General features: G+C 62.5%; 27 protein-coding genes. 17 read left to right on the top strand and 10 right to left on the bottom strand.

Annotated elements, in window-relative coordinates; genetic code table 11:
* Positions 1 to 166: 166 nt before the first annotated feature.
* On the top strand, positions 167 to 1321 hold the full coding sequence (locus ACH196_RS26880) for an L-lactate dehydrogenase (RefSeq protein ID WP_396647682.1): 1155 nt from the start codon (positions 167 to 169) through the stop codon (positions 1319 to 1321).
* 4 nt (positions 1322 to 1325) lie between these two features.
* On the opposite strand, the gene ACH196_RS26875 is transcribed toward ACH196_RS26880, so the two are convergent.
* Entirely contained in the window at positions 1326 to 2129 is an 804-nt protein-coding gene (locus ACH196_RS26875; RefSeq protein ID WP_396647681.1) for a class II glutamine amidotransferase, read from the bottom strand.
* 34 nt (positions 2130 to 2163) lie between these two features.
* A complete protein-coding gene (locus ACH196_RS26870; protein ID WP_396647680.1) occupies positions 2164 to 2385 on the bottom strand; it encodes a DUF6356 family protein in 222 nt (73 codons plus the stop codon).
* 112 nt (positions 2386 to 2497) lie between these two features.
* Between ACH196_RS26870 and ACH196_RS26865 the strand changes: the two genes are divergently transcribed.
* The 4 genes from ACH196_RS26865 to ACH196_RS26850 all read left to right on the top strand — a co-directional run bounded on the left by ACH196_RS26865 (position 2498) and on the right by ACH196_RS26850 (position 6327).
* Positions 2498 to 2968: an Lrp/AsnC family transcriptional regulator gene (locus ACH196_RS26865; protein WP_396647679.1), complete on the top strand. Its 471-nt coding sequence runs from the start codon at positions 2498 to 2500 to the stop codon at positions 2966 to 2968.
* A 52-nt stretch (positions 2969 to 3020) separates the two neighbouring features.
* Positions 3021 to 3491, top strand: coding sequence for a dUTP diphosphatase (gene dut, locus ACH196_RS26860; RefSeq protein WP_396647678.1), 471 nt, complete (start codon positions 3021 to 3023; stop codon positions 3489 to 3491).
* Positions 3492 to 3629: 138 nt separating this feature from the next.
* Positions 3630 to 4436 carry an oxaloacetate decarboxylase gene (locus tag ACH196_RS26855; protein WP_396647677.1) on the top strand — a complete coding sequence of 269 codons (807 nt, stop codon included), beginning with the start codon at positions 3630 to 3632 and terminating at the stop codon, positions 4434 to 4436.
* A 952-nt stretch (positions 4437 to 5388) separates the two neighbouring features.
* Positions 5389 to 6327: a hypothetical protein gene (locus ACH196_RS26850; RefSeq protein ID WP_396647676.1), complete on the top strand. Its 939-nt coding sequence runs from the start codon at positions 5389 to 5391 to the stop codon at positions 6325 to 6327.
* A gap of 223 nt (positions 6328 to 6550) precedes the next feature.
* Here the strand turns inward: ACH196_RS26850 and ACH196_RS26845 are convergent, their stop codons facing one another.
* Positions 6551 to 7261 carry a sulfate transporter family protein gene (locus ACH196_RS26845; protein WP_396647675.1) on the bottom strand — a complete coding sequence of 237 codons (711 nt, stop codon included), beginning with the start codon at positions 7259 to 7261 and terminating at the stop codon, positions 6551 to 6553.
* Positions 7262 to 7419: 158 nt separating this feature from the next.
* Here ACH196_RS26845 and ACH196_RS26840 point away from each other — a divergent pair, with 158 nt between their 5' ends.
* Entirely contained in the window at positions 7420 to 8412 is a 993-nt protein-coding gene (locus ACH196_RS26840; protein WP_396647674.1) for an adenosine kinase, read from the top strand.
* 73 nt (positions 8413 to 8485) lie between these two features.
* Here the strand turns inward: ACH196_RS26840 and ACH196_RS26835 are convergent, their stop codons facing one another.
* The 3 genes from ACH196_RS26835 to ACH196_RS26825 all read right to left on the bottom strand — a co-directional run bounded on the left by ACH196_RS26835 (position 8486) and on the right by ACH196_RS26825 (position 11184).
* A complete protein-coding gene (locus ACH196_RS26835; protein WP_396647673.1) occupies positions 8486 to 9319 on the bottom strand; it encodes a glycosyl transferase in 834 nt (277 codons plus the stop codon).
* A 220-nt stretch (positions 9320 to 9539) separates the two neighbouring features.
* Positions 9540 to 10328 carry a class I fructose-bisphosphate aldolase gene (locus ACH196_RS26830; protein WP_396647672.1) on the bottom strand — a complete coding sequence of 263 codons (789 nt, stop codon included), beginning with the start codon at positions 10326 to 10328 and terminating at the stop codon, positions 9540 to 9542.
* 37 nt (positions 10329 to 10365) lie between these two features.
* Positions 10366 to 11184 (bottom strand): DeoR/GlpR family DNA-binding transcription regulator, encoded by an 819-nt coding sequence (locus tag ACH196_RS26825; protein ID WP_396647671.1) that lies wholly within the window; start codon positions 11182 to 11184, stop codon positions 10366 to 10368.
* A gap of 354 nt (positions 11185 to 11538) precedes the next feature.
* Between ACH196_RS26825 and ACH196_RS26820 the strand changes: the two genes are divergently transcribed.
* The 10 genes from ACH196_RS26820 to ACH196_RS26775 all read left to right on the top strand — a co-directional run bounded on the left by ACH196_RS26820 (position 11539) and on the right by ACH196_RS26775 (position 19972).
* Complete coding sequence (locus tag ACH196_RS26820) at positions 11539 to 12951, top strand: ABC transporter substrate-binding protein (protein ID WP_396647670.1); 1413 nt, start codon at positions 11539 to 11541, stop codon at positions 12949 to 12951.
* A gap of 242 nt (positions 12952 to 13193) precedes the next feature.
* A complete protein-coding gene (locus ACH196_RS26815) occupies positions 13194 to 14066 on the top strand; it encodes a carbohydrate ABC transporter permease (protein ID WP_396647669.1) in 873 nt (290 codons plus the stop codon).
* Positions 14067 to 14070: 4 nt separating this feature from the next.
* Positions 14071 to 14991, top strand: coding sequence for a carbohydrate ABC transporter permease (locus tag ACH196_RS26810; protein WP_396647668.1), 921 nt, complete (start codon positions 14071 to 14073; stop codon positions 14989 to 14991).
* Positions 14991 to 16079, top strand: coding sequence for an ABC transporter ATP-binding protein (locus ACH196_RS26805; RefSeq protein ID WP_396647667.1), 1089 nt, complete (start codon positions 14991 to 14993; stop codon positions 16077 to 16079). The genes ACH196_RS26810 and ACH196_RS26805 overlap by 1 nt, the downstream gene beginning before the upstream one ends.
* A complete protein-coding gene (locus ACH196_RS26800) occupies positions 16076 to 17185 on the top strand; it encodes an ABC transporter ATP-binding protein (protein WP_396647666.1) in 1110 nt (369 codons plus the stop codon). Before ACH196_RS26805 ends, ACH196_RS26800 begins: the two co-directional genes overlap by 4 nt.
* Positions 17182 to 17385, top strand: coding sequence for a hypothetical protein (locus ACH196_RS26795; protein ID WP_396647665.1), 204 nt, complete (start codon positions 17182 to 17184; stop codon positions 17383 to 17385). Before ACH196_RS26800 ends, ACH196_RS26795 begins: the two co-directional genes overlap by 4 nt.
* Complete coding sequence (locus ACH196_RS26790) at positions 17378 to 18382, top strand: dihydroxyacetone kinase subunit DhaK (RefSeq protein ID WP_396647664.1); 1005 nt, start codon at positions 17378 to 17380, stop codon at positions 18380 to 18382. The genes ACH196_RS26795 and ACH196_RS26790 overlap by 8 nt, the downstream gene beginning before the upstream one ends.
* A 7-nt stretch (positions 18383 to 18389) precedes the next feature.
* A complete protein-coding gene (gene dhaL, locus ACH196_RS26785) occupies positions 18390 to 19022 on the top strand; it encodes a dihydroxyacetone kinase subunit DhaL (RefSeq protein WP_396647663.1) in 633 nt (210 codons plus the stop codon).
* 33 nt (positions 19023 to 19055) lie between these two features.
* Positions 19056 to 19178, top strand: coding sequence for a hypothetical protein (locus ACH196_RS26780; protein WP_396647662.1), 123 nt, complete (start codon positions 19056 to 19058; stop codon positions 19176 to 19178).
* A 2-nt stretch (positions 19179 to 19180) separates the two neighbouring features.
* The gene (locus ACH196_RS26775) at positions 19181 to 19972 is read left to right on the top strand and encodes an SDR family oxidoreductase (protein ID WP_396647661.1); all 792 of its coding nucleotides are present in this window, start codon (positions 19181 to 19183) and stop codon (positions 19970 to 19972) included.
* Between the two features lie 4 nt (positions 19973 to 19976).
* Here ACH196_RS26775 and ACH196_RS26770 read toward each other — a convergent pair whose 3' ends face one another.
* Positions 19977 to 20579: a hypothetical protein gene (locus tag ACH196_RS26770; protein WP_396647660.1), complete on the bottom strand. Its 603-nt coding sequence runs from the start codon at positions 20577 to 20579 to the stop codon at positions 19977 to 19979.
* Positions 20580 to 21204: 625 nt separating this feature from the next.
* Between ACH196_RS26770 and ACH196_RS26765 the strand changes: the two genes are divergently transcribed.
* Complete coding sequence (locus ACH196_RS26765) at positions 21205 to 21357, top strand: hypothetical protein (RefSeq protein ID WP_396647659.1); 153 nt, start codon at positions 21205 to 21207, stop codon at positions 21355 to 21357.
* A gap of 4 nt (positions 21358 to 21361) precedes the next feature.
* Here the strand turns inward: ACH196_RS26765 and ACH196_RS26760 are convergent, their stop codons facing one another.
* From ACH196_RS26760 to ACH196_RS26750, 3 genes are all read right to left on the bottom strand, one after another.
* On the bottom strand, positions 21362 to 21613 hold the full coding sequence (locus tag ACH196_RS26760) for a DUF982 domain-containing protein (protein WP_396647658.1): 252 nt from the start codon (positions 21611 to 21613) through the stop codon (positions 21362 to 21364).
* A gap of 207 nt (positions 21614 to 21820) precedes the next feature.
* Complete coding sequence (locus ACH196_RS26755; RefSeq protein WP_396647657.1) at positions 21821 to 22900, bottom strand: hypothetical protein; 1080 nt, start codon at positions 22898 to 22900, stop codon at positions 21821 to 21823.
* On the bottom strand, positions 22897 to 23703 hold the full coding sequence (locus ACH196_RS26750; RefSeq protein WP_396647656.1) for a hypothetical protein: 807 nt from the start codon (positions 23701 to 23703) through the stop codon (positions 22897 to 22899). Before ACH196_RS26750 ends, ACH196_RS26755 begins: the two co-directional genes overlap by 4 nt.
* Positions 23704 to 23759 lie beyond the last annotated feature (56 nt).

Here is a 23759-nt window from a genome sequence, read left to right as displayed (position 1 = left end):
TTGCTTTTTGGGGAAAAGAAGTCGTACGCCCCCTTCTGTCAAGCCTCTGCGTCCTCCCCCCGAGTCCGACATTCCGGCATCGACTTCCCGAGCGAAGAGCGTTACGTCGGTCGCCGCTCACCTTGCCGGGAACGCCGTCCGAAATCCGAATGCTCAAGGCCTGCCGATGAAGCCGTCGCTCGAAATCGCCGATCTCAAGGAAGTCGCCCGCCGCCGCGTGCCGCGCATGTTCTTCGACTACGCCGATTCTGGCGCCTGGACGGAGAGCACCTACCGCGCCAACGAGGAGGATTTCGCCAAGATAAAATTCCGCCAGCGTGTGCTGGTCGACATGACCAACCGCTCGCTGGAATCAACCATGATCGGCGAAAAAGTGTCGATGCCGGTGGCGCTGGCCCCGACCGGACTGACCGGCATGCAGCACGCCGACGGCGAGATGCTGGCCGCGCAAGCGGCGGAGGAATTCGGCGTGCCGTTCACGCTGTCGACCATGAGCATCTGCTCGATCGAGGACGTCGCCTCGGTGACGAAAAAGCCGTTCTGGTTCCAGCTCTACGTCATGCGCGACAAGGATTTCGTGCTCAACCTCATCGACCGCGCCAAGGCGGCGAAGTGCTCCGCGCTGGTGCTGACGCTGGACCTGCAGATCCTCGGCCAGCGCCACAAGGACATCCGCAACGGCCTGTCGGCCCCGCCGAAGCTGACCTTGCTCAACATGCTCGACATGGCGATCCGCCCGCGCTGGTGTTTTGCCATGCTGGGCACCAAACGCCGCACCTTCGGCAACATCGTCGGCCATGCCAAGGGCGTCGGCGACATGTCGTCGCTTTCGTCCTGGACGGCCGAGCAGTTCGACCCGCAACTGTCCTGGAAAGATGTGGAGTGGATCAAGCAGCGCTGGGGCGGCAAGCTGATCCTGAAGGGCATCCTTGATGCCGAGGACGCCCGCCTGGCGGCGGCGACCGGGGCGGACGCCATCATCGTCTCCAACCACGGCGGCCGCCAGCTTGACGGCGCGCCGTCAAGCATCTCGGTGTTGCCGGAGATCGTCGAGGCGGTCGGCGACCGGATCGAGGTGCATGTCGACGGCGGCATCCGCTCCGGCCAGGATGTGCTGAAGGCGCTCTGCCTCGGCGCCAAGGGCACCCATATCGGCCGGCCTTTCCTCTACGGCCTCGGGGCCGGCGGCAAGGATGGCGTGACGCTGGCGCTCAGCATCATCCGCAAGGAACTGGACGTGACGCTGGCGCTGTGCGGCAAGCGTTTGATTACCGACGCCGGGCCGGAACTGCTTTACAAGCCCGCCGCGAAAACCGAATAGCTGGTCAGACGGCCAGCGCCAGCCTTGCCGGTTCGGCCGGCGCGAAGGGGCGGATGGCGACTCCCGCATCAGTGATGGTGACAAAACTCGACGGCGGGATCGCCTGCCAGTTCGGCCCCTCGCGGTCGAACGGTTCGGAGACCACGCAGCGCCCACCCGATTTCTTGAACTCGGCCGTGTAGAGCGTCGGTGCGAAGGCGTCGGTGGCATAGCGAATGGCATGCAGCGCCGTGCCGTCGCTGAAGGCCGCCGTCAGCCGCAGATGCGGCTCGATGCCGGCGGCGCGCGCCGCTCCGATCACCCGCATGGCTGCGCGCTCGGCCGCGCGTTGCGGGTCGGCGTCGAGGCCTTCCTCGATCATCATCAGGAAGAACAACTCGGAATCGGTCGTGCCGTCGATCCGCTCATAGAGCGTGTCGGGCAGGCTTGCCTCCAGCCGGCGCCGCAACTGCTCGAACCCGCCGATCTGGCCGTTGTGCATGAAGGCCCAACGTCCGACCGCGAAGGGATGGCAGTTGGTGCGGCTGGTCGAGCCGCCGGTGGATGCCCGCACATGCGCGAGAAAAAGGCCGGAGCGAATCTGCCGGCACAGGCTTTTCAGATTGGGATCGGACCAGGCGGGCAGGATGTCGCGATAGAGGCCGGGCTCGTCGCGCTCGCCGTACCAGGCGATGCCGAAACCGTCGCCATTGGTCGGCGTCTTGGCCTCCAGCGCATTGTGGCTCTGCGCGATCAGCGAATGGCAGGGCGCGGTGACGATGTCCTCGAGAAACAGTTCCGGCCCGATATAGGCCGCCCAGCGGCACATCTGAATATCCCCTCTCGCGGGCTGAGGCTCGTGCTCAAGCCTTGGCGCGCCTGTTATGCGTCCGTTCGGCAAGCTCGCGGACGATTCGGCTCGCCGTAGTTTCGAAAAGGAAGGGTAAGAAAGCATGAACGATCGCCGCGCCTGCGGCCATGAACAGTCTTGACGAGAACCACGCGGCGAAGGCCATGTGGCCGAAATAGGTCTCGTCGACCGAGGCGGGGTGCTCGACGAACAGTCTGGCGATGCGGGTGGTCATGGCTGCGGTTCCCTCATTGTTGTCCGATTATCCCAATCTTACCTCATCTCCAGGAGATTTTGTCCCAATCCGTCCCTTGCAACGCGCTCGCATTGGGACAATCATCCCAAAAATGACGACTGAACTCGACGCCATCGACCGCCGCATCCTCGCCGAGCTGCAGCGCGACGCCATGCTGTCGGTCGACGATGTTTCGGAACGCGTGAACCTGTCGCGCAATGCCTGCTGGCGGCGCATCCGCCGGCTGGAGGACGAAGGCGTCATCACCGGCCGCGTGGCCCTGGTCGATGCGGAAAAACTCGGCCTCGGTCTCTCCGTTTTCATCCTGGTGCGCACTTCGCACCACGATCCCGAATGGCTGACGCGCTTCCGTGCCGCCGTGACCAGCCTGCCGGAGATCACCGGCGTCTACCGTATGTCAGGCGACCTCGATTATGTGCTGCGGGCGCGCGTCGCCGACGTGAAAGCCTATGACCGGCTCTACCAGCGGCTGATCGCCAAGGTGCCGCTCAACGACGTCTCGGCCTCCTTCGTCATGGAGGAGATCCGTGAGACGACTGTCGTGCCGGTGGAAATCAGGTGAACGCCGTTGCTGGCGATTGACGCCCGGCACGTCCGCCCGATAGATCGCGCTCATGACCACATCCCAGCCTGCCCCGCTTGTCGGCGTTGTCCGCCTGCCGCACGCCCATGGCCTCGACCTGCCGGCCTATGAGAGCGCCGGCGCCGCCGGCATGGACCTGCGCGCCGCGGTCGCTGACGACCGGCCGATCCTCATCCTGCCGGGCAAGCGGGCGCTGGTGCCGACCGGCCTGATCCTGGAGATTCCCGAAAATTTCGAGGGTCAGGTACGGCCTCGATCCGGATTGGCGTTCAAGCACGGCATCACCTGCCTCAACACGCCGGGCACCATCGACTGGGATTATCGCGGCGAGGTGAAGGTGCTGCTGATCAATCTCGGCGACTATGATTTCACCGTGACGCGCGGCATGCGCATTGCGCAACTGGTCATAGCGCCGGTGACGCGCGCCGCGATAGAGGAACGCGACCTCGCCGGCGACACGCTGCGCGGCGCTGGCGGCTTCGGTTCGACGGGAACGGCTTGAGCCACGGTCGTCTTGCATGAACGGGCCGACTCTCTGAATAGGCCGAGCCACGTTCCTTCCGTCGATCCTGCTTTGCCCCGCCGCCGACACGCGGTAGGATCGCCCGACGGTCGGTTTTCCGGCACAACAGGTGCGATCATGGACAAAGGCAGAATTTTCCGGGACCTTCATCAGGCGGCTGGCGCCTTCGTGATGCCCAATCCGTGGGACCCCGGCACGGCGAAACTGCTGGAATCGCTGGGCTTCAAGGCGCTGGCGACCACTAGTGCCGGCTTCGCCTTCTCGCGCGGCCTGGTTGACGGCGCGGTCGGCTTCGAGGCGATGATCGCGCATTGCCGCGACATCGTCGGATCGGTGTCCCTGCCGGTCAACGCCGATCTCGAAAAGGGCAAGGGCGACAGCCCGGACAGCGCGGCCGAGACCATTTTTGCCGCCGAGGCGGCCGGGCTGGCCGGCTGTTCGATCGAGGACCATACCAGCGACGCCGGCGATCCGATCTACGAATTCTCGCTTGCCGTCGAGCGGGTCGCCGCCGCGGCCGAGGCGGCGCGGGCGGTCAAGCACGGTTTTGTCTTCACGGCGCGGGCGGAGAATTTCCTCTGGGGCCGAAAAGACCTCGACGACACCATCAAGCGCCTGCAGGCCTTCGCCACGGCCGGAGCGGACGTGGTCTATGCGCCCGGCATTTCTGACATAGAGACGGTGCGGACGATCTGTTCGGCGGTACCACGCCCGGTCAACTTTCTCGCCGTGCCGGGGCTCACCGTGGCTGAACTGGCGGAAGCCGGCGTCAAGCGCATCTCGCTGGGCTCGAAGCTCACCAACCACGCCTTCGGCGCGGTCCGGCGGGCGGCAACGGAAATCCTCGAAAAAGGCTCGTTCGAATTTTCTCGCGACGGCATGTCCTTTGCCGAGCTGGTGACGCTGTTTTCCAGCAGAAGCTGATCGGGTGGTGCCGGTTTCGCCGACGGACGGCACGGCCGAGGCAATTGTACCAGTGGGTGCTTGCCTTGACCGTCGCGCCGCCCGTCCTTCGGACCCGCCCTTCGGGCACCTTCTCCCCGTGAAGGACGGGAAGAAGGAGGCTGGCCGCAACGTGGCCGCTTGTCCCTTCTCCCCGTCCTTTACGGCTATCGGATTCACACATTTCACGATCGGGTTTCAACCGGCGTACGGAGGAAGACTTTCTGCATCGGCTCTGATTCGGCCACCATCGAGGCATGGATTCCCGACACTCTCCGCTCGCTTCGCTCGCTCACGAGGTCGGGAATGACGACACTCACGGGCCGTTTCAGCTAATCGTCGATGTCTTCCGTTTCAGCGAAGCGTCAACGTCGGAGATTAGCTAAGGCAGACCATGACTGTCGTCATTCCCGACCTCGTGAGCGAGCGCAGCGAGCGGAGAGTGTCGGGAATCCATGCCTCGGATTCGAAGCTACAAAGCCGGTGCGGAATCTGCTGCGCCGTATGACCGGCGAGCCGCAGCCAAAATCCAGGATACGTGAACATGACCGGGGCAAGGGCAGGGATGGTAAGAGGCGACGGAAGCCGCCGCTTGTCATACGATGCCCGGCGCCACGGGTTGTCCCGATCGCGGCTTTTGTCAGCCCGCTTGGTCATGCTTGTTTCGCGAAAATCCACGCGGGTTGCAGCTAACCATCTGTTTCTGCTTGGCTTTACAAGCATGACATTCCTTTCGAACGGCCTTACGCCCTGGCCGTGAAGCCCCTGACGCAGGCCGCCGCCTCTCGAAAAATCAAGCCTTTTCAATGTGTTGTGTCGGCGGCGATGGCAGGCTCGTCATTCGCCCGCCATCAAGGATTATTTTCTTAGGACCTTTGCGTTTGTTCCTGATATGTTCTATATTGAATGTCGGCCTTATCCGAAGGAGGCGGCGGTGGAGTTTGGAGACGCGAGTGCGACAATCGAGCGATACCGGGGAGCGCTGAAGCACATCGTGCTGACGCTGGTCGGCATGGCCGAGATGGGGTACGGCAGGCCGCTGTCCCTGGTGCTCGGGGAGGCCGCCGTCGCCCCAAGGCAGGGACGGGCGGGGCGGAAAAAACCGTCCGCGGCGCTCTGCCTGCCGCGCCACCTCTATCGCGCCATTCTTCTGCTGCTGCGCCCGGCCGAATCCGCCGCCCGGCGCCTCATCATCGCGGCGGCGCAAGGCATCGTGGTCACCTTGCCGCCGTTTCGTCCGCGAAAGCTCAAGCCAAAAATTTCCGACACGGTGGCCGCCATGCGCCGCCTCGGCCTCGCCGTCAATCTGTCGAAGGCAGACTTTGCCCGCTATGAAGCCGAGCGGAAAGCTGCCGAACGGCGCGCATCTCGCCCGCGCGGACAAAACCTTTCGCTGCTCGATCCTCTGAAATATCCCTTCCGCATCCGCCGCAACTATGTGCCGGCGCGTGCCGTGCCGCGCATCCGGTCACTCGACGACGATGCGCCACGCATCCCCCTGCCGCCGCCGCCATCGCAGAACGATCCGATGAATGCGGCAAAGCTGACGCTCAGGCTGGATGCGCTGGGTCAGGCACTCGACGATCTGCCCGGCCAGGCGCAGCGTTTCGCCCGCTGGAAGGCGCGCAACGACGCAGGCCTTGCACGCGACAAAGCGGCCCGCGACGCGGCGGCGGCAGGCGGCAAGCCGGGTCCGGTCCGCTTCCGGCGTTTTTCGCCGCTGCGGCGCGGCCGTCCGCCCGGCGGAAGATTGCCGCGTTTCGATCCGGATGTTCCGAAACGCAAAAACATCCGCGAGGTCGACGAGATTCTGGCGCATGCCAACGCGATGGCCTACTACGCGCTGCAGCCGCCGCGGCGGAATACGTCTTGACGGCGGCCTGACGGACGAAAAGCGAAGGTCGATTGCCGGCGCGGACTTTTTCGCGGCCCGGCGGCGCGGGCGGCTACATGCAGGGGACAGTTTACTTTTTCCGCAGAACGGCGCAGCCGCTTCAAGGCTGGCGCAGACGGAAAAAGTAAACTGTCCCCGGCGTTTGCCCTGTTCCGTGCCGTCAGACAATACCGTTGCCCGTCCGCTGGCGAAGCCGGCCTGCTCAGCCCCGCCGCCGTTCCTCGGCAGCCACCGCCTTGTGCAGATGCACCATCATGGCGCAGGCGAACAACGGCGACAGGAGGTTGAGCAACGGCACGGCCATGAAGGCGGCGATGACCAGGCCGGCGAGAAAAACCGTGCCGGCGTTGCGCCGCCTCAACGCCTTCGCCTCGGCTTCGGAACGGAAGCGCATGGCGGCGAATTCGAAGAACTCGCGGCCGATCAGGTAGCCGTTGACGACGAAGAAGGCGCCGATGTTGACCCCCGGCACCAGCAGCAGCAACAGCGCCAGCAGGTTGCCGACGATCACGATGCCGAAAAACTTGAGCGACAGCACTATGCTGGCAAGCGCGGGTATCGGGCGGCCTGGCGGGTCCGATGGATATTCGCTGCGCTCCACCAGTTCGGCGACATCGTCGAGGAAGAAACCGGCGACAACAGCCGTCACCGGCGCGATCAGCAGGGCGAGCCCCAGCGCCAGCCCGATGCCGGCGACGATTGCCGCGACCACGCCCAGCCAACCGGCCCAACTGGGCAGGCCAGGCAACAGGGCGTCCAGCCAAGGCCAGGCCAGCCATTCGAACAATGCGGCCATGCCGAACCACAGCGCGACGAGCGCAAGCAACGTCAACCCGAGCGTCTTCAGGAACACCCCGCGGAATGGCGCACTGAACAGATGGCCCGCAGCGGCGCGGGCGGAATCGAGGATCATGCTGTGCCGGTCTCCATGATGTTCGGCGTCATAGTGCGATCGACATGGGGATTGCAGGCCGCGCCGGCAAGAAACTTGCGCAGCGCGGCACTCCTTCTCTGGACCGGGCCGCGCTGCCTGTGCAAGAACGCCGAGGATTTGCCCGCCGGAGTTCCTTCATGAGCCAATACGATGTGCTGTGCATCGGCAACGCGATCGTCGACATCATAGCGCAAGCCGACGAGGCGTTCCTCGCGGAGAACGGCATCATCAAGGCGGCGATGAATCTCATCGACACCGACCGCGCCAACCTGCTCTATGAGCGCATGGGGCCGGCGATCGAGGCGTCGGGCGGCAGCGCCGGCAACACGGCCGCCGGCATCGCCAGTTTTGGCGGCCGCGCGGCGTTCTTCGGCAAGGTGGCGGAAGACACACTTGGCGAGATCTACTACCACGACATCCGCGCCCAGGGCGTCGCCTTCGACACAAAACCTCTCCAGGGACCGCCGCCGACCGCGCGCTCGATGATCTTCGTGACGCCCGACGGCGAGCGCTCGATGAACACCTATCTCGGCGCCTGCGTCGAACTCGGACCCGAGGACGTCGAGCCGGAAAAGGCCAAGGGCGCGCTGGTCACCTATTTCGAAGGTTATCTGTGGGACCCGCCGCGTGCCAAGGACGCGATCCGCATGACCGCGCGGCTGGCGCACGAGGCGGGACGCGAGGTGTCGATGACCTTGTCCGATTCCTTCTGCGTCGACCGCTATCGCGGCGAATTCCTCGACCTGATGCGGTCGGGCACGGTCGACATCGTTTTCGCCAACAGCCATGAGATCAAGTCGCTGTACCAGACGAGCTCCTTCGAGACAGCCCTGGACTTGATCCGCCGGGATTGCCGGATCGCGGCGGTCACCCGCTCGGAAAAAGGCTCGGTGATAGTGCGCGGCGACGAGACGGTTGTCGTGAAGCCTATTCCCGTCCGCGAGATCGTGGACACCACCGGCGCTGGCGACCTCTACGCCGCCGGTTTCCTCTACGGCTATACGACCGGCCGCGACCTGCAGCACTGTGGCGACCTTGGTTCGCTGGCCGCGGGCCTCGTCATCCAGCAGATCGGCCCGCGCCCGCGCCAGAATCTTCGCATTGAGGCCGAGAAGGCGGGATTGCTGTAGGGCTGCCGCTATCCGGGCCGGAGCGGGTTGAACTTAGCGCCTCTGCCTCGGAAGCAAGGCTCCGGACGAATCCTTATTCGCGCCAGTGCTCAGCGATCCAGCCGGCCGGCCGGAAGTAGTGGCCGAGGTGCCTGACCACGCTTTCACGGCGTTGCCCGGAAAAAGTCGCGGCGATGTGCTGAGCCGGGCTCCTGGCCTCGCTTCTTTTCGTCCATCGGCCTGATACCGCCTCCGGCGGATTGAGATGTCCGGCAAACAGTACGACCTTCGCATCGCGCGGCAGGCGCGGCGCTTCGAAATAGTTGCGGGGAAATGCCGGGATCAGGTCATGCCGGAACAATCTTACCCAGGCGCGCGGCCAGAATTTGATGCCGCCGGGCGCATTGCGGGTCACGAAGCGTTGCTCGAATTCATAACGCGCGGCGATCCCGAGCGAATCCGCCTCGAATGCCTTGAGCAGCGGCAGCAGTTTGCCGACGGGGAAGCGGTATATGGAGGTCTGGCCGAGCCGCTCAAGCGGGCGCACCGGATTGACCGCGAGGATGACGTCGTCTGGGTCACCCCGGCTGAAGAAGTCGTCGAGCGAACCCGTCACCAGAAGGTCGAGGTCGAGGAAAAGCACCGGACCCTCGAGATCGGCCAGTTCGGCATTCCACAATCTTGCCTTGCCCCAGATGCCGCGCGAATGTTTTGGCAGTTCGGCGTTCAGCGGTGGCAACGGCTCGCAGCGCACTTCTGGACGCACGCCTTGGTCGTTGTCGGTGAAGCATGTGAAGGTGAAGGGAGGCGTTATGTTGCGCGCCACCATGCCGTAGAGGCGATTGATGTAGACCGGGCCGTATTTTGTGCCCCAGTTGATGCAGATGATCTGCTTCTTCATGCCGATCCGACCTCGCCGACTGCCCATGGGTGGGAACCGGTCGGCAATATGCCGGTCATGGATGACAGCCGAAAAACAGGAGCCGGCCTGTCCGGCGCGTGACCAGAAGGCTGAGCGTTTGGATCGGCGTCGGTGGAAACGGTGGTGAAGCGGTCCGAGGTCAGTCGAGAATCAGGCCGGAATGGGCCGGATCAGAAACCGGCGCGAAGCCGCTACATTGGTATTTGAACCGAAGCGCTCGCCTGCCCTAGCCGTGAACGATCTCGCGCAGCAGGCGTAGCGTCGCCTTCATATCGTCCTGCTCGAAGACATTGCGGCCGAACATCAGGCCTTTCGCGCCGGAGGCGATGACGGCGCGCGCATAGTCCGCGACCGCTTCGATCCCGGCGCGGGCCGGCCCGCCGGCGATGGCGATCGGCGCCAGCGACTGCGTGGCGATCGCCGAGAAACGCGTTTTATCGGCGCACCAGTCGGTCTTGATAATGTCGGCGCCGATCTCGCCTGCCATGCGGCAGTTGAGCGAGATGACGTCCGGATCGTCGTGACGCGCGAAGCCGCCCTTGGCGGCCATCGCCTCGATGACATGGACCATGCCCCATCTGCGGCAGGCAGCAGCGACCGCGCCGCAGATCTCGAACGTGCGCGTTTCCTCTTCCGGCCGGTTGTTGCAGGTGAAGAGGTAGGTGATGACAGCCTCGGCGCCCATCGACACTGCCTCCTCGACCGAGGAGACGAGCCGGTTGTGCGTGTCGGGATAGCCGCTCGGCGTGCCGTGCCGCCACATGGTCGTCTGGTCAATGCGCAGGATGACCGCCGGCCCGCCGGCGAGCCGATGGCCGTGGCGGACCATCATGCCGGGATTGAGGATCACCGCGTCGACGCCGGCCTCCGCCGCCGCATCGAGCACCCGCGCCGGATCCTCCGTGCCTGGAACGGTGCCGACCTGCATGCCATGGTCGAAGGCCAGGCAGAGCATACGTCCCGACCGCGCGTTGAACATGCGCGCTAGGCGGCGCGCCTTACCGGTTTCCGACATGGTGTTTCCTTCGATTGCCGCCCGCCAAGAGCCGGGCCTAGACCAGTTGCAGTTTGACGCCGCCATCACGCAGCTGTGCGATGATCGACTGTTCGACGGAGCTTGAGATCAGCACCACGTCGAAGGCCGACAGGTCGGCGACGTGGTTGAGCGCGGAGAAATGGAATTTGCTCTCGTCGACCAGCAGGATGCGTTTTCGGGCAATCTCGATCATCGCCTGTTTTGCGCGCAGCACCTGCTCGTCCTGCGTAAACATCGACAGGCCCTGGATGGTGGTGGTCGACATCAGCGCCACATCCACCCGGTAGGAGCGGATCGAGCGCTCGCAGGCTAGGCCGAAGAAGCCGTTATAGGCGCGATGATATTTGCCGCCGAGCGCGATCAGGTCGATCTCGGCCGCTTCGCGCAGCTTTTCCAGCACGGGAAGCGCATTGGTGATGATCGTCACCGGCGCCACCTGCTCGATGAATTCGGTGACATGGAACGTGGTGGAACTGTCGTCCCAGACGATGGCGTTGCCGGGTTCGATATGGGCAATCGCGGCGCGCGCCAGCTTTCGCTTCTCGCTGACGTGCTGGCGGGCGCGATAGAGATAGCTGCTTTCGAACAGCATCGATTTTTCCGCCGACACCGAACCGCGCAGCCGCCGTACCAGCCCCTGGTTCTGTAGGTCGTTCAAGTCGCGGTGGATGGTCATCAGGCTGACGTCGAGGCGCGTCGCCAGATCCTTTATCTGCACCGACGGGCTTTCCATCAGCAGCCTTATGATCTCGGCGCGGCGCTGGTCGGCCTTGGACAGGTGCTGCATGTCGCCGTCCGGCTCGAACATGTCGGCGGCCTCCTCCTCCGCTTTCATCGCCGGCGACCTCTAGCATGGCTGATGGATGCGGGAAAGAAAAATGTTAAATTATCAAAACCACCATTGTGCAATGCGAATTCGCAACTGCGTGGAAAAATCGTCAAGATTCGCCTAACCATCAGATAAAGCGTGGCATTCCTGATCAAGGCAAATGCTTCATGGGATCGTAACATCATATGACTCGGGAGTTTCGTCCGACCATTCTCGATCATACGTAACAAAAAAAGTGAGAAAATATAAGTTTTATGTTGATATTTTTAACGAGGCTGACTAGCGTTTGGAAAGGGCAGGAGACGGGGCGAAGAGAGTTCGCAGCTACCTCGGTTGCCCGCGAAACACTGGAGGAGCATCATGAACAACGCCAAGCGCGCGCGCTTGCTTGCGTCCGCTGCAGTCGCCGTCACGGCGATCGCCGCGAGCGCCGGACTGGCCCGCGCCGAGACCACGCTTACCTTCGTCTGGCACGCCGGCACCTGCGCCGACGCGCTGATGGATATCGCCAAGGACTATCCGGACAAGTCGGTGAAGATCGTGCCGGCGCTGGTTCCCTACGGACCGCAATGGCACGACAAGATCGCCTCGGAATTCGCGATCCAGGGCGACGCCTTCGACTTCGCCATGTGGGACAGCCAGTCGACCGCCGAGTTCGCCGGCCACGCCGTCAAGCTCAACGACATTTTCGACAAGTCGAGCTATCTGAAGGCCGACATCTTCCCGCCGGCCTCGCTGTCGCGCTACGGCGAATATCCGGACGGCTCTGGCGAATATTACGGCCTGCCGGCCAACCAGGACGCCTACGGCCTGACCTACCGCAAGGACCTGTTCGAGGATCCGAAGGAGAGGGAAGCCTTCAAGGCGAAATACGGCAAGGAACTCGCGGTTCCGCAGACCTATCAGGACGCCAAGGAGATCGCCGAGTTCTTCACCCGGCCCGACCAGGGTCTTTACGGCTGGGGCCAGATGGGCGGCCGCGACTACGACTTCGCCACCACTGCGTCCAACTCGTTCCTGTGGTCGTTCGGCGGCGAGCTCTACAATCCCGCCACCATGGAAGTGAAGGGCTACCTCGACTCGCCGGCCTCGGTCGACGGTGTGCAGGCCTATGTCGACATGTTCAAGTTCGGTCCTCCCGGCTCCGGCAACTGGGGTTTTGACGAGGTCAATGCCGCCTTCCAGCAGGGCCAACTCGCCATGGCCATGCAATGGTTCTACTTCAACGGCTCAAACGCCGATCCGAAGGTGAACAAGTTCGCCGACAAGACCGCCTTCGCCGTGCTTCCGGGCGCTGTCGGCCGCGACGGAAAATTCCGCCGCCAGTTCTCCGTTGGCGGCCAGGGGATGGGCATCAACAAATACTCTAAGAAGCTGCCGGAACTCGAAAAATTCATGGAATGGTATTTCCAGCCCGAGCAGCAGAAGCGCTACGCCGCCGTCTGCCAGACCGGCCTGAAATCCGTGCTGGAAAGCCCGGACTGGCAGGGCCTGAACTCCTACAACCGGCAGTTCTCGACCGCGCTTGCCTACCTCAACGACTACTGGCACCTGCCGGAATATCCGGCACTGCTGGATGAACTGCAGCAGGAAGTCTCGAACGCGGTTGCCGGCACCAAGACGGTGCAGCAGGCGCTTTCGGACGCCGCCGAGAAGAACGAGCGCACGCTGGAGCGCGCCGGCTACGAGATCAAGCGTGGCGAAAAGACCCCGGAAGTGCCGGACCAGGAGATTTCCCCGGTCGGCCAGGACAAGGTCGTTCCGGTGGAATGATCCCCTTACCCTCCCCCTTGTGGGGAGGGTCGCGGAGAAAGCTGAGCGGCACGCGAGGATTTTGACGCGGGGTGGGGGTTGCTGATGAAGTGCTCGACATTCTCTTCGTGTGAGCAGTTAAGGTCACCCCCACCCGGTCTCGCGGTTCTCCGCTTCGCTCCGATCGCTCGCCGACCCTCCCCACAAGGGGGAGGGTAAGCCGGCCGCACCGCCGGCTCACAATCGTCAACTGGACTGCTTCGATGAGCACATCCAAGACCTCAGCCATAGACCTCGCCGGCCGGTGGCTGCTCCTGCTGTTGCTTATCGCCTACACCTTCTACAATCTCGGCCCTATCTTCTGGCTCATCCTCTCGTCGCTGAAGAGCCGCGTCGACCTGTTCTCGATGCCACCGAAACTGCTCTTCACGCCGGACTTTTCCGGCTACCAGAGCGTCTTCGGCGTCGGCGCGGCGGCGGGCAGCGCCTCGGCCGTCGGCGTGTTCGATTCGCTGGTCAACAGCGTGCTGGTCTCGACGGTCGGCACCTTCCTCGCCGTCTTCCTTGGCACACTCGCCGGCTATGTCTGCTCGCGCTTCAATTTCAGGGGCAAGGGCGACTTCATGTTCTTCGTGCTGTCGACCCGCATGCTGCCACCGGTGGCGGTGCTTGTCTTCTATCACCTGATGTTCGCGCGGCTAGGTCTCGCCGACACGCGCACCGGGCTGATCCTCGTCGCCATCTTCGCCAATGTCGGCCTCGCCACCTGGATCATGAAGGGTTTCTTCGACGGCGTGCCGCGCGAGGTCGAGCAGATCGCCATCGTCAACGGCTATTCGCGCATGTATGCCTTCACGCGCCTCGTGCTGCCGATGGTCAAGGGCGGCATAGCGGCCTCGGCCGGCTTCTGCTTCATCTTTGCCTGGAACGAATTCGCCTTCGCCTCGATCCTGACCACCACGCAGGCCAAGACGCTGCCCGTAAAGATCTCGTCGGCGGCCGGCGCCACCGGCATCGAATGGACTCAGATCTGCGCCGCCGGCGTGGTGCTGATCATCCCCGTGCTGATCTTCTTCTACCTGATCCGAAAACACCTGCTGATGGGCATGACCTTCGGCGTGCTGGGGCGGAGGTGAGACGATGAGCGCCGCTTCCCACGACAAGCGCCAGGCCGAGCTGAAGAAGCGGTCCTCCGGCCGGCTGATGATCTTCGGCTTCCTGTCGCCGACTTTGGCGATCCTGATCTTCATGGTCGCCTACCCGATCTTCTCGCTGATCTATTATTCCTTCTTCAACTTCTCGGCGCTGCGGCCCGCCGCCGGCATGAAACCGGTCGGTTTGAAGAACTACACCTTCCTGCTCTCCGACCCCGAACTCTGGGACCGCTTCGTCTTCACCGGCAAATTCGTGTTCATCTGCGTGGCCATGCAGATGCTGATCGGCATTTTCGTCGGCTACCAGTTGCAGAAGAATTTTCGCGGCCGCGACGTTGTGTTCACGCTGCTGATGATGCCGATGATGCTGTCACCGGTCGTCGTCGGCTTTCTGTGGCGCTACATGCTGAATTCGGAATGGGGCGTCATCAACTATCTGCTGACCGTCGTCGGCCTGTCGAAGGTCGATTGGCTCGGCCAGACGACACCGGCGCTATGGGCTGCGGCGATTGCCGACACCTGGATGTGGGCGCCCTTCATCATTCTGCTCGCCACCGCCGCCTTCCGTGGCATTCCGGAGACCATCTACGAGGCCGCGGAAGTGGACGGCGCAAGTCCGGCCTACAAATTCTTCCGCATCACCCTGCCGATGTCGGCGCCGGTGCTGTTCATCGCGCTGATCCTCAGGCTGATCGACAGCTTCAAGCAATACGACCTGTTCTTCGCGCTCACCGGCGGCGGGCCGGGGTCGAGCACGGAGACCGTGTCGTTTGCTGTGGCGAAAACCGCCTTCAGCTATTTCTACACCGGCGAAGCTTCGGCACTGGCGGTCATGCTGCTGTTCATCATCATCGGCCTGTCGATGATCCTGGTCCGCCATCTCGGCAAGATGGGCGAGAAATACTGATGGCCGAGATAGAACTCAAGAATCTGACAATCGACTTCGCCGGCTTCAAGGCGGTCGACAACGTCAACCTGACGGTCAGGAACGGCGAGTTCGTGGTCTATCTCGGCCCGTCCGGCTGCGGCAAGACGACGACCCTGCGCTGCATCGCCGGGCTGGTGAAGGCGACGTCCGGCGACGTGCTGTTCGACGGCAGGCGCGTCAACGACATGTCGGCCAGCGAGCGCAACATCGCCATGGTGTTCCAGTTCGTCTCGCTCTACCCGCATCTGAAGATCCGCGAGAACATCGTCTTCCCGCTCAAGGCACGCGGCGTGCCTCGCGCCGAGATCGCCCGCAAGCTCGACTGGGTCGTCGGGATTTTCGGGCTCGCCGCCGACCTCGACCGCTATCCCGCATCCCTGCCGCCCGGTGCTCGCCAGAAGGTGGCGCTGGCGCGCGCCGTCATCCGTGAGCCGGCCGTGCTCCTGCTCGATGAGCCGCTGTCTGCGATCGACGAGCAGTTCCGCGAGGAGATGCGCTGGGAACTCGGCCATCTCCAGCGAGAACTCGACGTCACCACCATCTACGTCACCCACGACCAGCGCGAGGCGATGAGCCTGGCCGACCGCATTGTGCTGATGAGCGACGGGCGCATCGTTCAGGTCGGCGAGCCCGACCGCATCTTCTTCGAGCCGGAGAATGTCTTTGCCGGCCAGTTCATTGGCTCGCCATCCATGAACCTGATTGATCTGGTGCCGGTGGACGGCGGTCTGAGGCTCGGCGACAGCGGCGTCACGCTGACCCCCGCCCGCAACCGCATCCCGCAATGGGCAGTCACCAGCCGGCGAAAACTGAAGCTCGGCGTGCGGCCGCTCAACGTGCATCTGGTCGAGCCAGGCGTCCCGATCGCCTCCTCCCTTGCCGTGGACGATGTATTCTCGGTCGGCCGCGACCGCTTCTTCAATTTCTCGATCGGCGGCAACGCCTATCAGGGCGTCGACAAGCGGCCGAACCGGACGACGCCAGCCGAGGCGGTGCATTTCGTGCCGGAAGGACTTCTGTTCTTCGACGCGGAGACAGGCCGGCGCGTGACGGGGGACGCGGCATGAGCGTCCCAATGCTGAGACTGGAAGGGCTGAAGAAATCCTACGGCGCCAAGCGGGCGCTGCGCGGCCTCGACCTAGAAGTGCCCGATAACGAGATCATGGCTCTGCTCGGCCCGACGGGCGCGGGCAAAAGCTCGACCCTGCTCTCGGCCGCTGGCTCGCTCAGTCTCGAAGCCGGCAAAGTTTTCCTGGCCGGACGCGACGTCACGGACATCGATCCGTCAGGCCGCGACGTTTCCATCGTTTTCGAAGGTTTCAACCTGCTGCCTGTGCTGGACGTGAAGGACAATATCGCCTTTGCGCTGCGGTCGCCGACCTACCGCGAGGACGAGGCCGAGATCAGGACGCGCGTCGGCCGCACCGCCGAGCTTTTGCGCATCTCGCATCTGCTCGACCGTGACGTGGACACTTTGTCCGGCGGCGAACGCCAGCGTGTGGCCATCGCACGGGCACTGGTGCGCCGTCCAAAGATGTTCCTGCTCGACGAGCCGCTTTCGGCGCTCGACCTGAAGCTGCGCGAAGGCCTCCGTGCCGAACTCAGGCAAATCCATCGCCAGCACCGCTCCACCATGCTCTATGCCACCCATGATTATCACGGTGCGATCGCCATCGCCGACCGCCTGGCGATCATTGAGAGCGGCGTCATCCAGCAGACGGGCACGATCGACGAGATCATCGCTCTGCCGGCCAACATGGGCGTGGGCAAGCTGATCGGCAGTCCGTCCATGGCGTTCTTCAGCGCGACGGTGGCGGATGGCTGGGGCGTGCTGCCTGGCGGGGCGCAGAAGATACCGCTTTCCGCCTTCGGCGAGGCGCGGCTGGCGCCAGGCCGCAAGCTGCTGTTTGGCGTCTGGCCGGAGGACATCGAAGTCGGCGCGAATGACGCGGCCGACGCCAATGCCGGTTCGGTCTACGCGGTGGACAACCGCGGCTTCGAACGCGCGGTGCAGGTCAACGCCGACGCGGGCTCGTTCCGCAAGGTCGTGCCATCCGAGATGCTCTTCAAACAGGGCGACGCCTGTTCGTTCCGCATCGCCGACGGCGCCGGCTATCTGTTCGACGCCGAGACCGGCGCGCGCGTCTCGCATTTGGGAGGCAAGGCACGATGAGCGCTTACCTCACCAAGAACTGGTTCTATCGCTTGGCCTCGGCGCTGATCCTGATCGGCTTCGCCATGCTGTGCCAGCCTTTCCTGCATGGGCTTTTTGTATTCGGTTTTCCAGTGCTGCTTGCCGGCGTGATCCTGTTCATGATCCTGGATCATGTGCCCGATGCGCGGCGACAGGAAGAGGAGGAGAAAATTGGCTAATCCGAAGAAGATCCTGAACGATCCCAAGAAGGTCGTAGCCGAGATGCTGGAGGGCTTGGTGCTGGCCAATGACGGCCGCGTCCGCAAGCTCGATAAGCACGCGGCGATCGTCCGCACCGACCTGCCCGAGAGCAAGGTCGCGCTGCTGATCGGCGGCGGCAGCGGTCACGAGCCCGTCTTCCACGGCTTCGTTGGGAAAAACATGGGCGATGGCGCCGCGTGCGGCCAAGTGTTCGCCGCGCCTTCGCCGGACATCATCTACGAAGCGGCAAAGGCCGTGCACCGCGGCAAGGGCGTGCTGTTCCTCTACGGCAACTATGCCGGCGACAATATGAACTTCGACATGGCGGTCGAGTTGCTGGAGGAGGACGGCATAGAGGTGCGCACCGTGCGCGTCACCGACGATGTCGCCGCCGCACCGCCGGAGCGCACGCATGACCGGCGCGGCATCGCCGGCGACATTTTCATGATCAAGATCGCGGGCGCCGCCGCGTCTGAACTCGACACGCTGGACGCAGTCGAGCGCGTGGCGCGCAAGGCGGTCGCCAATGTCCGCTCGATCGGCGTCGCGGTCGCCGCCGGCTCCATTCCCGAGACCGGCAAGCTGGCGTTCGAACTCGCTGACGAGGAGATCGAGATCGGCATGGGCGCGCATGGCGAGGCCGGCGTGTCGCGCCAGAAGATGGCGCCGGCCGACGAGATCACCGACCAGCTCATGGCGAAACTCCTGTCGGACCTGCCGTTCAAGCGCGGCGACGAGGTCGCGCTGATGATCAACAATCTCGGCGCCACGACGATGATGGAGATGCTGATCGTCAACCGCCGCATCCGCCAGATCCTCGATCGCGAAGGCATCGAGGTGCATCGCTCGGATGTCGGCACCTGGCTCACCGTGCAAGAGATGGCCGGCTTCTCGGTCACCCTGCTCAAGCTCGATGACGAGCTGAAGCACTATCTCGACATGCCGGCCGAATCCCTCGGCTATTCGCGGATGTGAGGCGGCCATGGCAAAAACGCTCGACGCGGCCGGCGCCCGCGACATGCTGGTCGCGGTCAGCCAGGCGCTGATCGACCAGACCGAAATCTTGACCGACGCCGACCTCGCCATCGGCGACGGCGACCATGGCATCGGCATGCGGCGCGGTTTTGAGGCCGCGCTCGAAGCGCTCAAGGCATCCGAGCCGGACAGCGTCGATGCCGCCTTCAAGACGATCGGCATGGCAATCCTGTCGAACACGGGGGGCGCGGCGGGCGCGGTGTTCGGCACGCTGTTCCGCTCCGGCGCCAAGGGTTTTGCCGGCGGCAGCATCGACGGGGCGAGCTTTGCCGCGTTCCTCGAGGATGGGCTTGCCGCCGTGCTGAAGCGCGGAGGCGTTATGGAGGGCCAGAAGACCATGGTGGACGCGCTTGCTCCGGCCGCCCGCGCGGCGCGGGCGGCATCCGACAAAGGGCTTGAGGCAGCGACGGCCGCCGCAGTCGATGGCGCGCTGCAGGGCGTTGAGGCGTCCAAGGCGATGATCGCCACCACCGGCAAGGCGCGCTCGCTGGGCGAACGCAGCATTGGCCACCCCGATCCCGGAGCGATCTCGATCTCGCTGATCCTCAAGGCGATGCGCGATTTCGTCGCCAGGGCCTGATCCCGGCCGCGACCAGAAACGAAGGACAAGAAAATGGCAGATCTCCACGACATCAAGGGCGGCAAAGATTGGAGCCAAGGCCGTCCGGCGGACACCGAGACGGTGGAGCGGGCATACGTGCTGTTCCGCGACCTGTCGCTGAAGCAGGCTGCGTGATCATGGCGAGCGCAGCGCCGGCAAATCTTCTGACTCGCCCGCTGGAGGGGCGACGGGTCGCCGTGACGGGGGCGGCGAGCGGCATCGGCCGCGCCGTGGCGTGCGCGTTTTCCGGCGCGGGCGCGACAGTCGCCTGCCTCGACATCAACGAGGAGGCACTCCAGGCGCTGGCCGCCGAGATCGAGGGTTTCGCGCTGCGCTGCGACGTGACTGACCGCGCATCGGTCGAGGCGGCGTTCGAAAAGATCGTCGAGCAGCTCGGCGGGCTCGACCTCTTGGTCTCCAATGCCGGATCGGCCGACCAGGGGGCGATCGCCGACCTGCCGATGGAAGCGCTGCGCAGAAGTTTTGATCTCAACTTCTTCGGCCACCAGCATGTCTGCCAGGCGGCCGTGCGGTTGTTTCGCGCCCAGGGCGGCGGCGGCACGATCCTGTTCAACATCTCCAACCAGTCGGTCAATCCCGGCAAGGATTTTGGGCCCTACGGCATTCCCAAGGCCGCCACCATGGCGCTGATGAAGCAATATGCGGTGGACCACGGCGGCGAAGGCATTCGTGTCGCCGGCGTCAATGCCGGGCGCATCCGCACCGGCCTGATGACCGACCAGATGATTTTGGAACGCGCCGCCGCGCGCGGCATGACGCCGAAGGAATACATGTCCGGCAACCTGCTCGGCGTCGAGGTGATGGCGGAGGACGTGGCGGACGTGTTCCTGCACCTCGCGCAGATGGACAAGGTCAACGCCGCCGTGCTGACCGTCGACGGCGGCGTGATGGCGACGTCGCTGCGGTAGCGCGTCATCGTCCGCCGCCTTCGTCGGCTTCGGCCTGCCCGGCCAGCACCCACTCATTGTGCTGCTCGAGCTTGATGTTGACCATGTGGCGCACCAGCGCGGTGCGCTCGGTGGTGTTGCAGCAGGGCGGCATCATCGGTCCGGGGAACACCGTCCAGTCGTCCTCGGCGCGGCGCGAGGCGCATTTGCGTGCCCGCCGGCAGGCCTCGCGCGTACAGGTCTTGTGCAGGCCGATGCAGGTGGCGGCCCTTTGCGAGAGACCGAGAAAAATGCCGAGGAAGTAATAAAAACCCTCCTTGTCACGGCGCCCCGCTTCATACTGCGCGTCGTTCTGGTATTCGCTACGCGGCGAATGCACGATGCGGAAGCTCGGATACCCCTCCGGCATCACCTCATATTCGAACGTGTCGGAAATATCGGGGTCGTCCCAGTCGTAGGGCGTGTAGGGTTTCGGCGCGAAATATTCTTCTTCGGTCATGCCGCGCGGCGGATCGCCGATCGGCCGCACGTCGAGCAGCTTTTCCATCCACCGCCTTTCGAAGGGTGTGAGGCTGGCGACGTCCGCCTCGGTGACGAATTCGGTCTCTGGGTTCTTGCGTCTGGGCATGGGTTCGCGCTCCCGCGCTTGTTGGCCGGGTTGGTGAGGGTCGGGAAGACGGGCGGCCGCGGGGTCGCTCATCTAAATTTTGTGCGACCTCGCGGCCGCCCGTCCGGCGATTTCTGGCCTCGTCCGTTCCGCTTCGCCTTGCTCCGGCTCCGGCATTTTCGCCTCGGCTGGCCCGGTCTTAAGCACTCGTCCAGTGCGCCCCGACCGTAGTGTCGAGGGAGGAACCTTCGGACGCGGCCTCCCCGGCCATGCCGCTTCGTCGGCAGCATGACGGAGGCGCCGGTTCCTCCCCGCTTTCAAACGACTCCGGAAGCGTTCCCGGCGGGAGAAACTGGCGAAAAGTATGCGCGCGTTTTTGGCGAGGGGGATAGCCAGCGCCGTTTTTTGTCAAAAGGCGGCTGCGATGCGGAATCGCCTGCGAGCGATTTCAATGGGTTGGCGAGGCCAGGCCGGCGCGCTCAAAAATATTTCTTCAAAACGGCGCATTTTTCATCCCCGTTTTAGGCACCGTTTTCGGAAAACCGCCGGCGCCCTACGCCCGCTGCGGCAAGCTTTTGCGCTTGAGGTTGTGTTCGCCGGCCTAAGGTCTTAGGCAGGGGGCCACGCAACAAAAAAGGAGAAGCCGATGCCGAGGCCGCCCAACTACAATCACGAACGCAAGGAACGCGAGCGCATCAAGGCCGCCAAGAAGGCGGAAAAGCTGGCCGCCAAGGCCGCCAAGAAGCAGTCGGAGACGGATGAGGCCGAGCCCCGCACCGAGGAAGAGAAGGCCGAGTAGCTGTTCAGACCTTGTCGGTGACCAGCACGGACGCCTCGCGCGCCGCGGCGACGAAGGCGCGGCGCGCCGTCATCGCCGGCTTGGTGCCGGCCAGCGCATCGTGGCAGGCCTGCAGCGCCTCGCGATGCTTCGGGCCGCGCTTGCCGGTCCAGTTGTTCAACAGATAGTCGGTCGCCTCGCGGGCGGTGTTCAGGGCCCTGTCAGGCCCTTGCGAGGACTTGACGGTGACGGGCGTCTCGAAGCGATTGTTTTCCATGGCCGGCGTCTTACGCCTGTTGCAGTGCGGAAGCGAGGGAAAAGGGTGGCGCCAGGAATTCGTAGGGCGGACGCCGCTTCGAATGTCGCCAGGCGCCCCCTGAGCCCGCCTGACCACAAGACGGGCAACGGTGCATTCTGACAGCACGAATAGTCGCCACGGGGCGGAAAAATCCGCCGTGGGAGCATGTTCACGGAGTACCATCAATCAAAGAACCGTCTGGGATCGCCCGACGAGATTACCTCCTAGTTGATCCCTTAAGTCATCGCGAATAAAATCGAAGCGGCGATCTCTTTCTTTTATAAGCCGTTCTCTGAAGAGACCCACATGTCTATCAACCATATACAATATAGAATAACCATAGAACTCCTCGACATTGAAAAATCTTAAAAGAAATCCTTGCTCATTCCAAATCTTGAAGAGGAGTACCTGCTCTCTTTCAAATAACCTCAGAGTAGATCTAGAAAATTCAAAGGTCTTTGCAACTTTGAAGAATATTCGGCTATTAAGGTGTGGCTTGGATGAGAAAGCATCCCCTAAGAGATGATGTTGAAGAGCTTCGTCGCTCCAAAAGCGGCGCCCAATAAATTCGTCCTCTTGTAAGGACCTGGAGAAATTGACCACTTTGTCGAGAAATTCTGGGGCTCGCATTTCCTCCCGATGGCGTGAGAGCGTATCTCGGACCATGACGGCGCGCCTCTTTCCGATGGCGATAGCGGCTGAATCCAAGGCCGCGAATACCACTTCGGGAAGACTCACGCGTATTGCCACCAATTCCGTTGTCGACGGAGTGTTCGAAGCAATTATTTGATCAATGCTATCAATAACATCTGGATGTAGTCCGCAGTTTCTTTTCCAAGCGTGCGCAATGCTCGGGGCGATCCTAGCGATTTTTGCTGCGCCCTTCTTCGCCGCTTCGTTAACGATACCCACGTCATTCAAAATATATCCCAGCTCCATATGCAAAAAAGGATGTTGTTTTACCACAGAAGCATATCGGGGCTCCAAAATATCTTTCCTTATGCGGTCTCTATCACCGAGCCAAGACCACTCTTTTGATATTGCAACGCAGTACAAGATCTTACTTCCTACATCTCTTTTCTCATGGTTAACGCCGGTGTAAAGTAGTCTGTCGCGAGGTAGCGACCTTACCGAGGCGAAACTATCAATATTTCGTCCATCATTTGATACTTGAAAGTACAAATTGCCGTCGCCGTTAGAAAATATTGGCGTTCCAATCAATGGGAAATTGTTGTCGCTAACATGTATGGCGGATAGTCTCATCATTGTAGATAACCTAGCTGTCGCAAAGCGCTTTCGACCTTGCTATAAACAACGCCGGCAAAAAATTCAGGATGGACGGCGTTATGAACGGAGTAAGGTTCGATAACAGTCGGACTCCATCGGTTGAGTGCCGCAACCCATCTCGACACTTCCATGAGACGTAACGGGCAAACTACTGCACGCAGCGCACCGCTGAGTGCGAGATCCTCCTCCAGTTGAGCCTCTATGGATGACGCGCGCTCATCTGGAGGCACCCGCGAAGACGCCTCTGGATCCGCGGGTTGTCGCGCCATTTCGTGCAGTCCGATAGCTTCGAATTGATCAATGGCGATATCAACATTCTTTCGGCTTGCTCCGGTAAAGTACTCATAATTACTCTGATAAAACGCAGAAACAACCCTTAAAATTGTTTCCAGAGTAGGTTCAAGGCTAAAGTCGCCAATTGTACTAGCCTTATCAAAAAATCGTTCATACTTTTTTATAAAAAAGCCACCTGTATCAAACGGGTACAATCTCGAAATCTTTTTAGCAATTATCCTTTCGTCAAATATTAAAGCCACAGGCCAATCAAATGGGAGATTTCCATTAAGGGTTTTTTTAATTCTGTAAGCAGGTCGACCATAAAATAGGTATATTAGTTCCTCTTTAAAATACCTGCATCGCTCTGTCTTAATAATATCAGAAGCAGCTATTTTGTCGAATTTGTACGTGTTGGTCAGGTGAATAAAAGGCAGGGTGTCGGATACCGCCTCCTGCTTGGCTACAAACTCATTGAGGCGGGATAGAGGGGAGGCTGTGACAACCATGTTCAGCAATGCACCGAGTCATCAAAGCACGAACATAGTACGTTAGGACGTTATTG

This window comes from Mesorhizobium sp. IMUNJ 23232 (assembly GCF_044326205.1).
Taxonomy (GTDB): domain Bacteria; phylum Pseudomonadota; class Alphaproteobacteria; order Rhizobiales; family Rhizobiaceae; genus Kumtagia.
The sequence above is the reverse complement of the archived record's forward strand: the minus strand, read 5'-3'. Positions and strand labels throughout refer to the sequence as shown.